The organism is Paenibacillus xylanilyticus (assembly GCF_047246825.1).
GTDB lineage: Bacteria > Bacillota > Bacilli > Paenibacillales > Paenibacillaceae > Paenibacillus > Paenibacillus xylanilyticus_B.
The window spans coordinates 751,643-769,176 of the sequence record NZ_JBFOLB010000002.1; the positions used below are offsets into that span (position 1 = coordinate 751,643).

A 17,534-nucleotide genomic window follows, 5' to 3' on the forward strand; every position below is an offset into this window, starting at 1 on the left:
TTTCTACCATAGACTGGTCTCGCTTAATCGGCGGCTGAGCCAGTTGGCCGTATAGATGAAAATCAGGCTGATGACTCCCATGAACAAATCAATGGATGCACCATAGCTGAAGTTCCCCTGTACCATGCCCACCCTGTAGACATATGTGCTAATAATATCCGCCGTATCGTAGATTGCCGGATTCTGCATCAGAAAGACCTTCTCGAAACCTATCTCAAGCACCTTCCCGATATTCAAAATCAGCGTTATGACAATTGCAGGGGATATGCCGGGCAACGTGACATGCCAGATTTTGCGTAATCGGCTTGCTCCGTCCATATCAGCGGCCTCATACAGCTGCGGGTCAATGGTCGTCAGTGCGGCCAGATAAATAATGGTCTCCCAGCCGATATGCTGCCAGATTTCCGACAGAACATAGATGCCACGAAACAATCCTGGCTCATTCATAAAATTGATGGGTCCAATACCGATCCCTGACAGCAGATTGTTAATCAGTCCTCCGGTCGGAGACAGGAACATAATCACCATACTTACCACAATCACATTCGAGATGAAATGCGGCAGATAACTAACCGTTTGCACAAAACGCTTGAATGCAGCCCTGCGCACCTCATTCAGCAGAATCGCGAGCAGGATCGGGGCCGGGAAGCCGAACACCAGCTTATATAGTCCCAGCAGAAACGTATTCTTCATCAGGGGCCAAAAATCGGGATTCTCCAGAAACATCCGATAATATTTGAACCCCACCCAGTCACTGGCCCAAATTCCTTTGAACAAATTGTAATCCTTGAAGGTGATGACCAGCCCAAACATCGGCGCATAGCGGAAGATCAAATAATACAGGAGGCATGGCAGGAAGAGCAGCCATAGCGCCTTGTTCTTGTTCCAGATTCGGACCATCCGCGCCTTCCGCCGAGGTGGATGGTTCACTATCTTTCGCAGTTTGTCTTGCATTAAGCCAGCATCAGCCATCAGCATGCCCCCTCTTTATTAGTGATGATTGAAAATCGACTTGAATGTTAGATAACTTCCCCTGAAATTCCCGGGTTTGTCTCCGAATTATACTGATTAATCTAAAGAAAGCGCTATCTACATGTTATATAACTTTTCGCCTATATACCTATTTTCCAGATATCCGCGTATAAATCAGTAAAAGTGCATATTGTTTGTGTCAGCTTTATGCCGCTATGATAGGATTAGACCAAACGATTTTCGGCTGTATCCAAGGGGGAATGTCATGATGAAGGGACTGCTTACAAGCAAATTCGCGCTGAATGGCCTGTTTGCCAAGCTAATGCTGAGCTTTCTCAGTGTCATCCTGATTTTGGCTTCATTTAATTTGTTCTCCCATCTGTACTTGAGCAACAAAGTTTACCAGGAGATGGTCAGACAAAATGAACTGGGCCTTGCACAGACCGTCGAAGGGTATGAGAATCACTTTCGGCTGACCCAGAACATGATTCTGGCCCTCACTCAATCGGACACCTGGACAGCCAATTTGGGCATTTTGAGCCACATTAAGGAGAATCGCCGTTACGATGTTCCCACAGAGGTCAAATCGGACCTCTCCACCCTGTATGCCAATCCTTTTTTGCATATCGACAATTTCATCCTCTATTTCAAGCAAGAAGACTATGTACTGGAGAAGGAAGGTCTCAGCAGTGCCAGTGATATGTTCGGCAAATATTATTACAGTAAGGAATATCCACCGGACTACTGGAAAACTCAAACCATGAACAATCAGTTCCTCAAAGTAATGCCTGTCGCAGCTTTTACGGAAAACACTGTTCATTCTTCCCGCTCCCTCGGGCAACTGATGCCGGTCATGATGAAAGCTATTCCTTACGAGGACGTGTACGGCATTGTTATGCTGAATCCCCAGCGTATGCAGGACACTTATGGCGATGCCGGTAATAATCCGTTCTACATTCTGGACAACGAGGGGCGCCTGCTGTTCACCACGGTAGAAGGGAACGTGCAAAATCCACGGCTTCCTGCAGACGGAGGCAGATATGAACGCATTGGAGATCAGTATTACTTCTATGAAAAAGGCAAGCAAACCGGGTTTACCTATGTTCAGGTAACCCAGGCCGCGGTAATTGGCGCGGAAATACGCGGCATGCAGCTGCTGCTGGCGCTCCTGCTCGGAGCCGCTGTACTGATCAGCGTGCTCTCGTCCCTGTTTTTCAGCCTGCGATTAAATCAGCCGCTTCAGCGCCTCATTGCCGCTCTTGACCGAGATTCCGGCAGCGGGCCAGACAAGTTGAGCAGTGTAAAGGAATTCGCCATGATCGGTGACCGTTTAAGCTCTATTCTGGAGAATAACCGCTACATTCAAAGCGATCTTGCGCAGAAGAACTCTCTTATACGCCAGTATGCTTATACCCATAAAGTGAAAAATATCCCGCTCAGCTCCTACCTGGCAGAGCTTGAGGATGTCCGGCAACCCGAGCAGCCCTATGTCTCCATTTTGTTTAAGGTTGGCTTCAAATCCCTGCCAGATGAATTCGGGCAGCATACCCTGTTATTATGGAAGCTAATTCAGAGCCTGTTCAGCAGCAGCCAAAACAACAGTGTTGCCCTTCAGCCCGAGCAGGATCAGCTGTTACTGCTCATGTTTGATCCCGGTCCGCAGAGCGGTTTACTACAGGCGCTGGATACACTGAAGGAATTGCTCGCTACCGAAGAATCCCTCTACCTGACCATCGCAGTGAGTCCAGTATATTCCGGAGAAATCCCGTTTACCGATGCGTACAGCAATCTGTCCATCCTGTTGAAAGAGCGGAGACTGAATGGGGAAACGCAGGTTATTGTAGAGCCGCGCGCTTCCTCCTCCAATGCCTTCCATGTGAAGGTAACCTATGGGGAGGAGCTGCACAATCTGCTGCAATCAGGTAATGAGGAGGCCGTTTTCGCTTGGGTGGATCGCCAGCTGGAACAGCTGCAGCACAAGGATGCGGCCGCAGAGGACTTCCGCACCTTTGCTCTTGGTGCAGTGGAACAAATCGGCAAAACCGTGATGAAGCTGAATTTGAGTCCCATCGGCTCTGACCTTCATCCTTCTCCACTGGGTGAGCCATTTGCGGGTTTTCACTCCGTGCAGCAGTACAGGCAATGGCTTCGTGGGCTCGTTCAACCAGTACTAGCGGCAGTCCGCAGTCAGTCGGAAACGCGCGATCCGGTCATCAGCTTTGTGATGGACTATTTGGATCATCACTATGGGGAAGATATTAATTTGAATATCGTCGCCGACAAGTTGAATTTAACCCCAGGATACCTCTCCAGTATTTTTAAGGAAAAGACCAACATCAACTTCAGCGAGTATCTGAATAATCTGCGGGTTGAACGGGCCAAGGAGCTGCTTGTGAATGTAGATCTGCGGATTCAGGACATCGCCATACAGGTCGGTTATCAAAATGCAAACTCGTTCATCCGCATGTTCAAGCGTAGATACGGGCTGACTCCCGGAGAATACCGCAAGCGTCATGCGGGTGATGACCCGTTCCTCTCCTCCGGTCATGGCTAATCAAGCGCTAGAAGGAGAAGCTGGATGGTGCTCAACACACAAAAGCCCGCTCAGACAGCGGGCTTGTTCATTATTTTCCTACATCAGAAATTTGGAAAGATGCACATGAGCCATGGAGGGGATCCGTTGTTCTTCAGGGATATTCTCATAGAGAAGATATTCTTTTCCCGCATCAATCATGTGTTTGCGCATGGCAGCAATACGGCCTTTGCCGTGATCGATGAAGCGAAAATCAATCTGCTTCAGAGAATCCATTTTTAATAAACCCGAAAAGTTTTCCGCCTTAATCCCTGTATGTATCTCCTTGAGTTCCAGCACCTCTAGTTGTTCCGCAGTCCACAGGTTGTCGATCTCCTGTAATGATTTCATAAAATCCAATTCCAGCTGACGCAGGTTCTGCATACTTGAAAAGTCGCACAGACGCTCGACTTTGGGCAGTGACAGGTGCAGAAAGGCCAAATAATGTAATGCTCTGAGTTCATCAATATCGGTCAGGTTCCGTACAGACGACAATCTCAGCATGCGGATGTTTGAGTCAGCGAGCACATCCAGTGGTCCATTTAATGCACAACTATCGATGGCCAGGTATTCGATGAACGGCAGTTCCACAACAAAGTTCAGCGTTTCGATGTTGCAATTTAGCACCAGCGCATTCAGCCGAATGCAGTCCTCAATGGGGGATAAATCATCAAATTTGCCGCTGAGAGCGAGGTATTGAAGATCTTTGTAATTTCGGATAAACTCCAGGTTTAGCGTTTTGGGTGCTCGTATATTCAGAAATTCCATTCGCTGCAGTGCGCCCAGCACATTCAAATCCTGTTTCTGTTTTAAATCCAGCTGCAAAGCTTTAACATGCTTCAGTCCCGCAAGTGTCTTTAAAAAGTCTTCCGTGTAATGCCCCTTTTCTTCTGCATTGGATATTTTCAGAATCAAGTCAGGGCGTTTGGAAAACACTCGCTCGTCCAAGTCCACTACATCTTCCATTCCATCTGCTCCGACTACAAAAGAAACGGTAGCCCGATTCCGCAGCTGCTTCACCGCATTGTCCATTTTCTCTGCGTTCCAGGGAACGCCGCTCATCGATGCAGTCCAAGGTTCACTCATTTCAGATCCCCTCCATCCGGTTTTCCTGTAATTGTAAATGAAGAAGACTGACTTGAGAAGTGCGATTTAATCTGTATAAACAGAGTTTGTCAGCGTCACTTCTCATTTGCTCCTCGTCCATCTATTATAGATATAAGCGTTTGAACAGACTGGAGGATACGCAGCATGCAATTTGCCAAACGAATGAACCATTTTAATGAAGGCATATTTACTCGATTATCTGAAATTAAGAGACAACGTCTGGAACAGGGATTGGGCGTCATCGATCTTAGCGTAGGCGCACCCAACACCCCGCCAGCGCAACATATTATTCAGGCTTTATGTGAGGCAGCAGCAGATGTACAAAATTATACGTATGCCATCAATGACCAGAGTGAGCTGCTGAAGGCTGTCAGTGAGTGGTACCAGCGCAGGTACGAGGTCGATCTGGACCCCCAAACCGAAGTATGCTCCCTGCTTGGCTCACAAGAGGGTCTGGCACATATCTCATTATCCATCGTGGATGAAGGCGATCTTGTTCTTGTTCCGGATCCCTGTTATCCGGTTTTCGCGGATGGGCCGCTTCTGGCGGGAGCAGAGCTGTATTACATGCCTCAAAAGGAAGAACATCATTATGTCATTCAGCTGGAAGAGATACCCGAGGATATAGCGCAGAGAGCCAAATTCATGCTGGTCTCCTATCCCAACAACCCAACAACAGCAATGGCACCGGAGCAGTTCTACCTGGACCTGATCGCATTTGCCAAAAAACATGATATCATCGTCCTCCATGACAATGCGTACAGTGAGCTCGTGTTCGACGGGAAATCATGCGGAAGTTTTCTTGCCTTTCCTGGTGCCATGGACGTCGGTGTTGAATTCAACTCTCTGTCCAAAACCTATGGGCTCGCCGGGGCTCGAATCGGATTTTGCATGGGCAACGCAGCGATAGTATCCATGTTGAAAAAGCTGAAATCCAACATGGATTACGGCATGTTCCTCCCGATTCAGAAGGCAGCGATTGCTGCCATTACAGGTGATCAGAGTGATGTTGAACGGGTGCGGGCCATCTATGAGGAACGGCGGGACATTCTGTGCGAAGGATTCAGCAGACTCGGATGGGATATAACGAAGCCTGATGCCACGATGTTTATCTGGACACGAATTCCCGCTCATTATGACAGTTCCGAGCAATTTGCCATGGATCTGGTCAGCCGGACGGGCGTCATCGTGACGCCTGGAAGTGCATTTGGCCCTTCGGGTGAAGGATATGTCCGGCTCGCGCTGGTCCAGGATCGGGACCAATTGGAACAGGCACTTCAATCCGTGGAAGACAGCGGCATACTGGTACCGAATTAATCGACAGCAAAAAGCACCATTTCCTTATTCGGGAAGTGGTGCTTTTTGCTCTCATGCGAAAACCCGGGTCATTATCCTCATCCAGATATTCATCCACCATATAAATAAATGAGAATATACGTTAAAAAGCCCGCTGCATAAGCGGGCTCTTTTATTCCAAATCATATGTGATATTTTTGAAGCGCACTTTTACTTTATCGACTTCCGCCAGTTGGAACGGTACATTAAATAGAGGAAGTATGGCGTTCCAATGAGTGCAATCAGGATTCCTGATGGAATCTCTGTCGGCGCCATGACTGTTCTGCCGATCGTATCAGCCAGCACCAGCATAACTGCTCCGGCGAGTGCGGACAAAAACATCGATCTTCTCAACTTGTGTCCTGTCAGCAGCCGCACCATATGTGGTGCAATCAGACCGATGAACCCGACTGTACCGACACAAGCGACTGCACCTGCTGCGAGCAGCACACCTGTGGTCATGGCCAGTAATCGTGTACGGCGTACACCCAGTCCAAGTCCTGAGGCACTATTGTCGTCGAATACCAACAGTTCGAATCTGCGAGCCAGCCACCAGGCCACTGGAACCAGAATAACTAGGAATATACCGATAGTCTTCACTTGTTCCCAGGTACGGGCATAGGTACTTCCGGTCAGCCAGATATATCCGCTGCTGCCGTATACCGCACCACGTACAATCAGGATCTGAATACCTGCTCCAGCGATAGCGGACATCGCGATCCCCAGCAAAACAACCGCAGAAGGGTTTAGCCCTTTCTTCCATGAAAGGGAGAATACAATTATTGCAGCAACGGCTGCTCCGATGATTGCCGCTATCGGCAGCAGATAAATTGGTAGACCCGGCCACAAAATGATGACCATCATCGCTCCAAGCCCTGCGCCAGAGGACACTCCGACGATTGAAGCATCGGCCAGCGGATTCCGTACTGCCATCTGAATAAGAACACCACTGATCGCCAGTGCTGCCCCGGCGCCTGCGGCAACAAGCGTACGCGGAATCCGAAGCTGAACGATCCCGGAGAACAGTCCATCCGATCGGAATAGACTCGGCAGCAGATCAGCCAGTGGAATTCGCATTCCACCAAACATTGTACTAAGCAAAATTAGTGCTACAGTTATAACCGAAAATAATACGGCCATCGGGCCGAATGCAAAGCGACGTGAAGGCGCTCCTGTGCTCATTGAAGATGACATGCCTGACCCGTTTGATGCCTTCATTCGCGTGAGAACAAGCCAGATCAGCCACGGCGCACCGATGATCGCCATTACGGCCCCTGTCGGCAGCTCCATGCTGGAGTTATGTACCATCTTGGCGAGTACGTCAGCACCAACTAGGAGAGCCGCTCCCCAGATAAAAACACCAGGTAACAGTAACCGGTTGGAACGTACTCCACTCAATCGGACCAGATGGGGTGCTACCAATCCCACGAAGCCGATGGGTCCAATTACGCTGACGATCACCGCAGCCAGTAAAACAGCGATGATCAAACCGCCAGCACGAGCGAGTCCAACCTTTTGCCCCAATGAAGACGCCGTTGATTCATCCAGCTCCAGCATATCCCACTGTCTGGACAAAATTAGCGCCAGAATGGTTATGCCGACCACCCAAGGCCAAGCATAAGCTACACCGCTCCAGTCATTCTGGACGAGTGTTCCGGAACCCCATAGAAACAGTCCCTGCGTCTCCATGGAGAAGAAAATATGCAGTGCGCTTGTAAAGGAACCAAGCACCATTGATATAATCATACCCGACAACGCCAGTCGAACCGGACTTGATCTCCTTCCGCCGCCCATAAAATAAGCTGCGAATGCCGCCAGCAAACCACCTAGAGCTGCAAATAAAAAAGGAGATTGACTCAGCAAGCCCGGGAAGAGAATAGTTCCCAGCACTACGATAAAGTAGGCTCCTGCATTAATGCCCAGCGTGTCTGACGCAGCCAGTGGATTACGGGTAATCGTTTGCAGCAGTGCCCCTGCAACAGCTAGTGCGCCTCCTGCGATAATACCGATAACCGTACGTGGCATTCGCAAATCCCAGATCATATTGTGCTCTAATGTATCCTGTCTTCCCGTTAGTGCATCCCAGACGGTATGTAATGGAATCGCTGCCTCTCCATAACAAAGGCTTACAAAAAAAAGCACGATGAGAGCGGATAAACCGCCCCCATATATGCTTATTGTGCGCCAGTTGATAGCTGGCCTAGTTCCCTGAATCGAACTCATTTGGTAATCGCCTCTACAACCCCATCAACCAACACTTTGGAGGAAATCGGTCCACCAAATGTCCATGTTGTGCTATCCAGTTGATATATGCGGTTTTCCTTTACAAAATTCAATCCGTTCCAAACCGAGTTATCTTTCATTGCTGTGCCAAAAACGTCATCGTCCGGCTGTGTAATATAAATGAAGTTGCTGTCCTGTACATCGGATAAGGATTCAATCCCCACTGTGGAGAAACCGTATCCTTCCAGCTTTTCGGGCTGCCAATCGTTAACTAAACCGATTTTGTCCAGTGTGCCGATAACGACGGAATTATCGGTGAACATGCGCAGACTAGCCGCATTTTGATACGTAAATGCTTGTGTCAGAGCAAAGTGAAAATCTTCTTTACCTGCAGCTGCCAGTTTTTCTTTGGCTTCTACATAATGCTGATCAAGTTCATCCAGTACTTGCTTCGCTTTTTCCTCTTTGCCAAGGGCAATTGCGATGTTATTAAAAATCTCAGTCATCTTGTCATAATTATAGCCGTCGCCATCGTAAGGATCGAATTCCATCGTTGGTGCAATTGCATTAAGCTGATCGTAGACCGCATTATTGTTATCGGCATTGGCAATGATGAGATCTGGCTTCAATGCAGCAATAGCTTCCAGATTCGGCTCACTGCGAGTTCCAATATCTGTCACGCTGTCATCCAGCGCTGCTTCAGATGTTACATAGACTTTATAGTTTGCATTGTCTGCATTACCTACGGGTTGAACGCCCAGTGCAACCACATCTTCGGTATATGTCCATTCCAGTGTCACCACGCGCTCAGCCGGCTTGTCCAGTGTAAGTTCTCCACGTTTGTGCTTAACGGTCACAGGGCCGGAAGCAGCTTCCGTCTGCGTGTTGTCAGAAGCAGTACCCTCACCTGCATCCGAAGCTGATCCGTTCGAAGTAGTGCTTGCAGAACCGCATCCTGCTAATGTAAGAGCAAAAACCAACAATAATAGAAGTCCGTTCAAGCTTTTTTTCATGTACTGTAATCTCCCCTGTTTGTATGTATTAATCTGATAATAATTATCATTATCATACTTTTTGGATTATGCGACAGAAATCACATTTTGTCAATGAAAAAGCGATAATGCGTCGACATTTCATTCTATCCTTGGGCAGCAATCATGGTGAACCAAAAAAAAGAGCCCAGGTTCTTCCCTGGACTCTTCTTAAACCAGCTATTTCAGTTCCATCGTAGTAATGCACGTATCATCCTGTTCATATGTCGAAAGCTGAGATTCTGCGACCTTCCCATCATGTACGACCCGAATCAGGTATGTCCGGTTCCTCGGTACCCACAGGTCCATAAATCCGTTCTTTCCGGTCTTCATCGGTTCATCCTTCATATAGGTATTGCCTTCGGAATCATGGAGCGTGACTTGGAACTCCTCGTTCTTCATCTCACCCTGACAACCGGTCAGGCTATGAATGGCACAGGGATGCGTCTGCTCCACGTAGGGTGCAATCGACAGAAAGAACTCCTCCTCAGGCAGATCATAAGTTGTTGTTTGGTTATCCTTCCCGGTCACAACCAACTGGGTAGCATTAATCGAGGCCGATTTTGTCTCGACTTTGCCCGTACTGATATCGTATACCAACTCCTTGACATTGGTTGATCCAGGAGGACCTGCTTCTTTGGTTAGCACATTGTCAGCAATCAGATATATTCCTAAGCCAACCACTATAATAAATAAGGCAACAATAAGCATTCCTTTTCTCAACTGGAGTTCATCTCCTCGTCCATTTTGGTTTATTATAATGGAGAATGCCACGCCATGGGCTATATACACCATCAAAGTCACCAGATATTCACATATTTGTATTGTGGCATAAAAAAATCAGCATCATATTAAAAGTATTATTGATAAGCAAAGGAGGGTGTGTATATGCATAAATTAGCTTCCGAATCCGACACAGATCGAAGAATTTACAAATCCAAACAGGCGCTGAAGGGTTCCTTGCTGGAATGGATGTCACGCAAACCGCTGGAGAGCATTACCATCACCGATATTGTCAAATCGGCCGATTTGAATCGCAGTACATTTTACAAACATTATATATACAAAGAAGACTTGCTGCGTGAGATTTTGACCGATGTGATCAATGACCTGATAGCCGCCTACCGAGCTCCTTATGAGCATTACCATGATTTTGAGATCAAGGATTTGAACGCTTCGGCCATCAAAATCTTCGACCATGTTCTTGTCAATTCCAGCTTTTATACCTTGCTTGTTCATTCCCATATGCCTATGGGATTTCGGGACACTCTCTATGAAACGCTCATTACCCTGTACCTGCAGGATGTAACGGATATATCTCCGGATCCCAGGATCGACAAGGAACTCCTTGCCTGCTATCAGGCTAATGCCGTTCTGGGTCTTATTACGGGCTGGGTACAGAGCAACTTCAAATACAGTTCCACTTACATGGCAGAGCAGCTATTGGAATTTACTCGTATGAATCGCTCGAATGAGGTTTATCGCTCGAATCTGGCCCCGGCCCATGGTCATAAACCAGGCTTGCCCATATAAAAGAGGTACCAGCTCTCATTCAACATGAGAGTGGTACCTCCGAATAGCTGCCGTATTATCATATTGTCTAGTTGCTAATCCAGCCGCCATCGACAGGGAGCTCAACGCCTGTAATAAATTTCGATTCATCTGAAGCCAGGAACAGATAGGCATAGGCGATATCCATGGATTCTCCGGCATGCGGAGGCAAAGGCGCGAGATTTTTGTAATGCTCACCCATCTCCACTTGTGACTTGATGCCTGCTTTTTCTACCATGCCGGTAAATACAGCACCTGGATGTACAGAGTTAACCCGTATGTTGTCTTTCGCAAACCACTGTGCACCATGTTTGGTCAGTGAACGTACGGAGCCTTTGGAAGCACTATAGGCTGCGCCTTGCGCGTCTGCAATTCCGCCAATAATTGCAGCGATGGATGATGTATTAACAATAGAGCCTTGTCCATTCTGTTGCATGTATGGAATAACTGCTTTCATACCTAGCCATACCCCTGTGCCATTTATGGACATGACTTTCTCCCAATCTTCCAGCTCTGCCTCCAAAATCCCCTTGGCTATGTGAATTCCGGCATTGTTGACCAAAATATCTATTTTTCCGTATTTCGCTGCTGTTTCTTTCACAACAGCGTTCCACGACTCGGGACTCGACACATCCAGCTTAAGCGCGATGGCTTCTCCGCCACTTGCCACGATGTGCTGCACCTGCTCTTCCAGAGCTTCAATAGCCACATCAGTAGCGACAACCTTAGCCCCTTCTCTGGCAAACAATTGAGCCCCTGCCAATCCCATGCCGCTCGCTGCACCTGTTATAATTGCAACTTTTCCAGTTAATCTGCCCATTTCATATCATCCTTTCCTATTTGAAGATGAACGCCTAATGAAGGCATCCAACTCGTTGACACCTTTAGTATACGGATGAAATGAAAGCTCTTTCAATCAGCAAATGGACAGGCTTTTGTGGGATAACTAATAGATAGATAGGGATCTGTTTACTTCCTGATTGATAATCCACAATATGGACGAGATATGTTGTTTTGACATCCAATCTACGAGTATTGTCAATAACCTGCAATGGGATCGGTCATTTTCCCATCATCGAATTTGACGAAGTCCATTTGGGCATACAGGCATATTCCTTTCTAACGATTTTCGTTTAAACTTCCAATCCATTCCTATATAATCATTATAAATTCTGGAAACCGTGGGGAACATCAGATTTATTACATCCAGCCATACTGAACCTGTTCACCAAGCGGATCATGTAGGAGGAATATACATTGAAATGGCTCCGTGTACATAAAGAAGATCATGATATCAGGAAAACCATTGACTGGAATGGTTACCTCCCTAAACATGTTGCAATTATGATGGATGGAAATGGGCGCTGGGCCACGAGACGAGGACTCCCCCGAAGTGCCGGGCATTATGCGGGCATGCAGACGATGCGTGAAACGATCAGCATGTGCCATCGAAACGGAATCGCCTCTCTCACCCTTTATGCATTTTCAACGGAAAATTGGAAAAGACCCAAAGAGGAAGTTGACTATATCATTAATCTGGTCATTGAATTTGTAGAGGATGCTACCGTTCTCGAATTGAATCAAAATAATATCAAGGTCGATTTCATTGGCGATATATCCAAGTTCCCCCTTGATACACAGGAAGCCATGCGTAAAGTGGTTAATTTAACCCAGGCCAATAGCGGAATGACCGTTTACTTCGCCATGAACTATGGCGGGAAAAGCGATATTGTTCAAGCCATCAAACTGTGTGTCGAAGAATACAATGATGTCTCGGAAATCTCAGAAGCCGAATTTGAAAAGTTTCTATACACAGGTCAAAATCCTGCCCCCGATTTGCTGATCCGAACAAGTGGAGAGAAACGTTTAAGCAACTTTTTGTTATGGCAGGCTGCCTACGCTGAGTTGTGGTTTACGGATGTGATGTGGCCAGACTTTAACGAGCAACTGTTGTATGCAGCTATCCTTGACTATCAAGAACGCAAACAACGAGCATTAGAAGCTTAGTGTAAGTACTCCTATTTCATCCAATCGATCATGAGCTCAGATGAGCCATTAGCCATGGCTTGATTTAGGGGAGAACGGTACTTGGCTGCATCGCTTTGGTGTGGTTCATGCCCTCTCCCGGTTCACTTCATCGTCCCGCCGAGGCTTCCAAGCATCTGCTTATTCCTTTGCAGTCGTCGGACGATATTCACGGTCACATTTTCAAACTTTTCACCATATCCTGTGGTATCTTTCTCACCTTTAAAAGTAATCTCGGGATACTCAACTGTTCTTGAGAATATTGTCCAAGTTGACCCCTTCCGGGCATATCTGCTCCAAGTTTATCGAGGCTTGTCCTTCTTGGCTCATGTTTCAATTACCCATGTTGCTTCAATGCTTCTTCATCGACTGAATCGATACTGCTCATGTTTTTACCAGAGCTCCCTCTTGCTTAAGTATCTTGTCCAGTTTGAACATAATAACGGTCGTAATCTTAGTGACCTGATACCTTTGGGTAGCTACCAGTACTTGATTCTCTTACCCAGACTTTCGGAGCTTGGCTTCGGAAAGGGAGAGAGCAGCGGCGAAGTCCTTTAGTTTCATCGTCCCGCTGCTCTCCAGCCCCCAATAATTCAGACTACCATTCTGAATAAATAGACTTATTGACTGGATAAAAGGCATAAACTTTTATTTTTATACGGACATAAGCTATATTGAGAATCGGAATTAAGGAGTCAGTTTTAAAATTGTCACAGTGGTATTTAAATTGTTATGCAACTGTACAGGAGTTGCATTCGCATTTACCAGCTGGATCGTTGTTGGAACTGTTGTCACTGTAATAATAACTTCTGCAGATATGGGTCCTCCTCCATTACCCGTGAATGGCACTGGTGTAATGGGGGTTCCATTCACGGTAAGGTTGAAATCAGCATTGCCCTGATTATGAATGGAAAAAGAGATAAAGTAACTTCCTGTCTCATTAATGGTTATCGTCGAAGATGGCGGCACGAAGGTAAAGGCACCACCCGCATTAGCCAAAACACCAGTTAAAGTTATTGGTGCGTTTCCTGGAACTGTGTCAGTACCTGTGCCGGGATCTGCCCGAAAAACACTAAGGAAGTCGGATATTCCAGCCCCTGCTGGACCGGCAGGCCCTGTTGCTCCAGCTGGACCGGCTGGGCCTACTGCACCTGCAGGGCCAGCAGGGCCTACTGCACCTGCGGGGCCAGCTGGGCCTACCGCACCTACGGGGCCTGCTGGACCTACCGCACCGATCGCACCAGCAGGACCAACTGGTCCTTGTATACCAGGAATTCCTTGCGGTCCGATCGGCCCCGGTATCCCTTGAGCTCCTGTCGCCCCTTTGGGACCTATCGGTCCTAGTGGGCCAGGAATCCCTGGAGCACCTTGCGGTGCATTAACAATAACTTTAGGTTTAACCTTTACCACTTTTACCTTAACACCACAATGCAAATGTTTTTTAAATTTACGTCTACAAATTTGTTTCCCATGACGATTTATCAATCAACTCACCTCCGTGATATTTCTCCACATACTATGTGTAACAATCACTGGAGGCATAGACAACTAACTATATTTCAGAAAATCATAGTGCCCATTATGAGAAAGATATCCATATTAAACTTTTGCTAGACATCTCATCCGTCCGCTGTTCTTTGTCCAACTCCCCGGCTTTTTAATCATTCTTCAAATACCACTTTGGATTGAAAATCCGGATCAAGAACGCCGAGAGAGCCCGCACCATATGGTACGGGCTATCGTTTTTTATACTTGTTTGCTTTTCGTTGCCCTGCCTGCCATCCAATATGCAAGCAGCCCAGAAGCACAGAAAGCCAGGAGCAAACCTATACAGGTATGCAGTACATTCAGTGTGCCGTCTTCCATGAAGGACGGGATTTCCAGCAGACTTGCCGATTCGCTTATGGCGAATGATTTTACAGACAAAATTCCGAAATACAGGCCGCCTATAGCGCCACCAATCAGTGCTGCGTAAAAAGAAGCCCTCCTTCTCATATTGACGGCATAGATTGCTGGCTCCGGCACACCCAAAAGGGCAGTTCCTGCTGCCCAAAACGCCAGTTTTCTGAACTCGGGCTCTCTGCTGCGCAGCCCGGCAGCTAGTGCCGCCCCTGCCTGAGCTATGTAGGCAACAAGCATAGCAGGAATAATAACGGAGAACCCGTTAACCATTAATTCATTAAGGATCAGGGGAAAGAGCCAATAATGTAATCCGGCAAGCAGCATTAATGCAAATACCGCTCCTAGCAGCATCACAGCTACAACCGGCGCATCACCAAGCAAGGAATTGACGGCAACCGGCATCCGCTTGTCAATCCATGCACCAAGTGGACCAAGCACCATCAGAACCAATGGAACGAAGATTCCGAACGTTAACGCTGGAGCAAAAATTTCCTTCAGCCACTTAGGGCTGATTCGTTCAACGGCTCTTTCTACATAGGACGCCGCCAAGATCGTCATAATTATCCAGAGGGTCGCAGAGAAAAAGGCAGCCTGCGAAACCATTGGTACACCCATAAATTGAACTTCCTCTTCACCCGACAGGATATAGCTTATTTGCGGGTAAAACATCAATCCGCCGATGACGGCAGCAACATACATATTGCTCTTTAACCGATACGCCGTACTCACAGCTACCAGGATCGGCAGCAGATAAAAAGCACTGTCTCCAATGGATTTGAATATCATATACGTCTGACTCTGCAGCAATGATGAGAGGTCCGAAGAGTTGTAAATGTTAATCAAAGCAATGAAGGCCAGCACGATCTTCAAGACTGCGGCTCCCAGAATGGCAGGCATTAACGGTTTGAACACCTCAGATATGAAATGTAAGATTGACAATGACTTTTGGTATGTACGCTTTGTTTCCCGTTGTGGGTGATCATGTGATATCTCTCCTGTGCCCATGTCCCTTAACAGACGATAATAATCGGAGGAATCATCTCTAAGGGACAAGAGACATTCTCCACCTGTTATGCGAATTGTTGCATCAAGATCACTGGCAGCAGGGACTGACATATCCACTTTTCTGCTATCTTCCAAGCTCATTCTCGTCACTTGATCTTCCTGCGTGACCTGCCTTATGTTTTCCTTTCCACCTGCGAGTTTTAAGATCTCTTCCAATTTCCTGTCCATCATATGTACCTTCTCCTTATGCTGCGGTAAACCCGAGTTTTATAATGTGCCCTTATCTATATACCCATTTCCATGAACAAACTTCAATAGGATATTCAAACTAATTTTCCTTTCATTTCATTACGAATAAGGCAAGGTATATGGACCTAAACTCCTCATGGTACAGCAAAGAGCCCGCTTTCGCCGGCTCCCATATCCTTTTATTTAATTCTCCTTACAATCCCTTATGACAATGCCAGCATGGCATTCATGTCTTCCTCTGCAGTTGTAATCAACTTCAGTCCGAACAAATCCACTAATACATCCAATACACCAGATGATATAAACTCTGGTGGTTTGGGTCCAATACGAATGTCCTGAATGCCCAGGCTGAACAGCCCAAGCAGGATGGCTACCGCTTTCTGCTCAAACCACGACAACACAATGCTGACAGGCAGCTCATTCACCGTACATCCAAAAGCGTCAGCGAGAGCCAGTGCAATTTTTACGGTCGAACCAGAATTGTTGCACTGGCCCAGATCGATATAACGTGGGATACCGGTGTCTCCGACCGTACCATAGTCCACATCATTGAAGCGGAACTTGCCGCAGGATGTAGTTAAAATCACTGTATCGTTAGGCAGGGATGTCGCCAGTTCGCGATAGTAGTTTCCGCCTTTGCCCGGTGCATCACAGCCTGCAATGACGAAGAAACGACGGATATGTCCGTCTTTCACAGCCTGTATAATCTCTGGCGCCAGTCCAATGACAGTCTCATGGTGGTATCCGGTCGTTAATACCTGCTCCGATTGTACATCAGCCGCAGGCAACGACAATGCACGTTCAATGAGGGGCGAGAAATCATCGTCCATAATTTTGGCTACGCCCTCCAGTCCGGCCACTTCGTACGAGAAGAATCGGTCGGCATATGTACCTTTGATGGGCATGACACAGTTTGTGGTCGCAAGAATGGCGCCAGGGAATTGTTCAAACAATCGACGCTGATCGTACCAGGCTTTACCGATATTACCTTTCAGATGAGCATACTTCTTGAGTACCGGATAACCATGAGCAGGCAGCATCTCGGAATGAGTATACACATTGATGCCCTTCCCTTCTGTCTGGCGAAGCAGCTCTTCCAGTGCATACAAGTTGTGTCCGGTTACTACAATGCATTGTCCCTCAATCTGATTCTGTGTGACGGTGATGGGCTCTGGAATACCAAATCTCTCCGTGTGTGCACGATCCAGTACATCCATGATTCGGATCGCAGCGTTTCCCACCTGCATGGCCATATCCAGATGTTCCTGAACATTAAAATTGGAATTGGTCAATGTCATGTACAGGGCCTCATGCGTAATTCGATCCACTTCCGGATCATGATATCCAAGCTGCCTTGCATGTGTCGCATAAGCGGCTATACCTTTTAACGCAAAAATCATGGTATCCTGCAGACTGGCCACGGTTTCATTTTTACCACAGACCCCGACAACGGTACACCCGCCACTTGGTGTCTGCTCACACTGATAACAAAACATATCCATTCCTCCCACACCTGTTTCTGAATGATTCGCTGGTAATAGCGTAACAAACCCTCGGGAGAC

13 protein-coding genes are annotated in these 17,534 nt (G+C 47.2%); 4 read left to right on the plus strand and 9 right to left on the minus strand.

Annotated features, from left to right (window positions below; genetic code table 11):
• Nucleotides 1-3: 3 nt before the first annotated feature.
• Nucleotides 4-900 (minus strand): ABC transporter permease, encoded by an 897-nt coding sequence (locus AB3N00_RS18105; RefSeq protein WP_336762262.1) that lies wholly within the window; start codon nucleotides 898-900, stop codon nucleotides 4-6.
• A 340-nt stretch (nucleotides 901-1,240) separates the two neighbouring features.
• Between AB3N00_RS18105 and AB3N00_RS18110 the strand changes: the two genes are divergently transcribed.
• The gene (locus AB3N00_RS18110; RefSeq protein ID WP_413035809.1) at nucleotides 1,241-3,526 is read left to right on the plus strand and encodes a helix-turn-helix domain-containing protein; all 2,286 of its coding nucleotides are present in this window, start codon (nucleotides 1,241-1,243) and stop codon (nucleotides 3,524-3,526) included.
• 78 nt (nucleotides 3,527-3,604) lie between these two features.
• On the opposite strand, the gene AB3N00_RS18115 is transcribed toward AB3N00_RS18110, so the two are convergent.
• Nucleotides 3,605-4,630, minus strand: a complete 1,026-nt coding sequence (locus tag AB3N00_RS18115; protein WP_413035810.1) for a hypothetical protein — start codon at nucleotides 4,628-4,630, stop codon at nucleotides 3,605-3,607.
• Between the two features lie 165 nt (nucleotides 4,631-4,795).
• On the opposite strand from AB3N00_RS18115, the gene AB3N00_RS18120 reads away from it, so the two are divergent.
• Entirely contained in the window at nucleotides 4,796-5,968 is a 1,173-nt protein-coding gene (locus AB3N00_RS18120; RefSeq protein ID WP_413035811.1) for an aminotransferase class I/II-fold pyridoxal phosphate-dependent enzyme, read from the plus strand.
• Between the two features lie 189 nt (nucleotides 5,969-6,157).
• Here the strand turns inward: AB3N00_RS18120 and AB3N00_RS18125 are convergent, their stop codons facing one another.
• The 3 genes from AB3N00_RS18125 to AB3N00_RS18135 all read right to left on the minus strand — a co-directional run bounded on the left by AB3N00_RS18125 (nucleotide 6,158) and on the right by AB3N00_RS18135 (nucleotide 9,963).
• Nucleotides 6,158-8,209 (minus strand): iron ABC transporter permease, encoded by a 2,052-nt coding sequence (locus AB3N00_RS18125; protein ID WP_413035812.1) that lies wholly within the window; start codon nucleotides 8,207-8,209, stop codon nucleotides 6,158-6,160.
• Nucleotides 8,206-9,222, minus strand: coding sequence for an ABC transporter substrate-binding protein (locus AB3N00_RS18130; protein WP_413035813.1), 1,017 nt, complete (start codon nucleotides 9,220-9,222; stop codon nucleotides 8,206-8,208). The genes AB3N00_RS18125 and AB3N00_RS18130 overlap by 4 nt, the downstream gene beginning before the upstream one ends.
• 198 nt (nucleotides 9,223-9,420) lie before the next feature.
• Nucleotides 9,421-9,963 (minus strand): CueP family metal-binding protein, encoded by a 543-nt coding sequence (locus tag AB3N00_RS18135; protein WP_413035814.1) that lies wholly within the window; start codon nucleotides 9,961-9,963, stop codon nucleotides 9,421-9,423.
• A gap of 165 nt (nucleotides 9,964-10,128) precedes the next feature.
• Between AB3N00_RS18135 and AB3N00_RS18140 the strand changes: the two genes are divergently transcribed.
• Nucleotides 10,129-10,773 carry a TetR/AcrR family transcriptional regulator C-terminal domain-containing protein gene (locus AB3N00_RS18140; RefSeq protein WP_413035815.1) on the plus strand — a complete coding sequence of 215 codons (645 nt, stop codon included), beginning with the start codon at nucleotides 10,129-10,131 and terminating at the stop codon, nucleotides 10,771-10,773.
• Between the two features lie 67 nt (nucleotides 10,774-10,840).
• On the opposite strand, the gene AB3N00_RS18145 is transcribed toward AB3N00_RS18140, so the two are convergent.
• Nucleotides 10,841-11,611 (minus strand): SDR family NAD(P)-dependent oxidoreductase, encoded by a 771-nt coding sequence (locus tag AB3N00_RS18145; protein WP_413035816.1) that lies wholly within the window; start codon nucleotides 11,609-11,611, stop codon nucleotides 10,841-10,843.
• 437 nt (nucleotides 11,612-12,048) lie between these two features.
• On the opposite strand from AB3N00_RS18145, the gene AB3N00_RS18150 reads away from it, so the two are divergent.
• Complete coding sequence (locus AB3N00_RS18150) at nucleotides 12,049-12,798, plus strand: isoprenyl transferase (protein WP_413035817.1); 750 nt, start codon at nucleotides 12,049-12,051, stop codon at nucleotides 12,796-12,798.
• Nucleotides 12,799-13,503: 705 nt separating this feature from the next.
• Here AB3N00_RS18150 and AB3N00_RS18155 read toward each other — a convergent pair.
• The 3 genes from AB3N00_RS18155 to hcp form a co-directional block, all read right to left on the minus strand.
• Nucleotides 13,504-14,226 (minus strand): collagen-like protein, encoded by a 723-nt coding sequence (locus AB3N00_RS18155; RefSeq protein ID WP_413035818.1) that lies wholly within the window; start codon nucleotides 14,224-14,226, stop codon nucleotides 13,504-13,506.
• Nucleotides 14,227-14,562: 336 nt separating this feature from the next.
• Entirely contained in the window at nucleotides 14,563-15,954 is a 1,392-nt protein-coding gene (locus AB3N00_RS18160) for a PTS transporter subunit EIIC (protein WP_413035819.1), read from the minus strand.
• Between the two features lie 221 nt (nucleotides 15,955-16,175).
• Nucleotides 16,176-17,468: a hydroxylamine reductase gene (gene hcp, locus AB3N00_RS18165; protein WP_413035820.1), complete on the minus strand. Its 1,293-nt coding sequence runs from the start codon at nucleotides 17,466-17,468 to the stop codon at nucleotides 16,176-16,178.
• Between the last annotated feature and the right edge of the window lie 66 nt (nucleotides 17,469-17,534).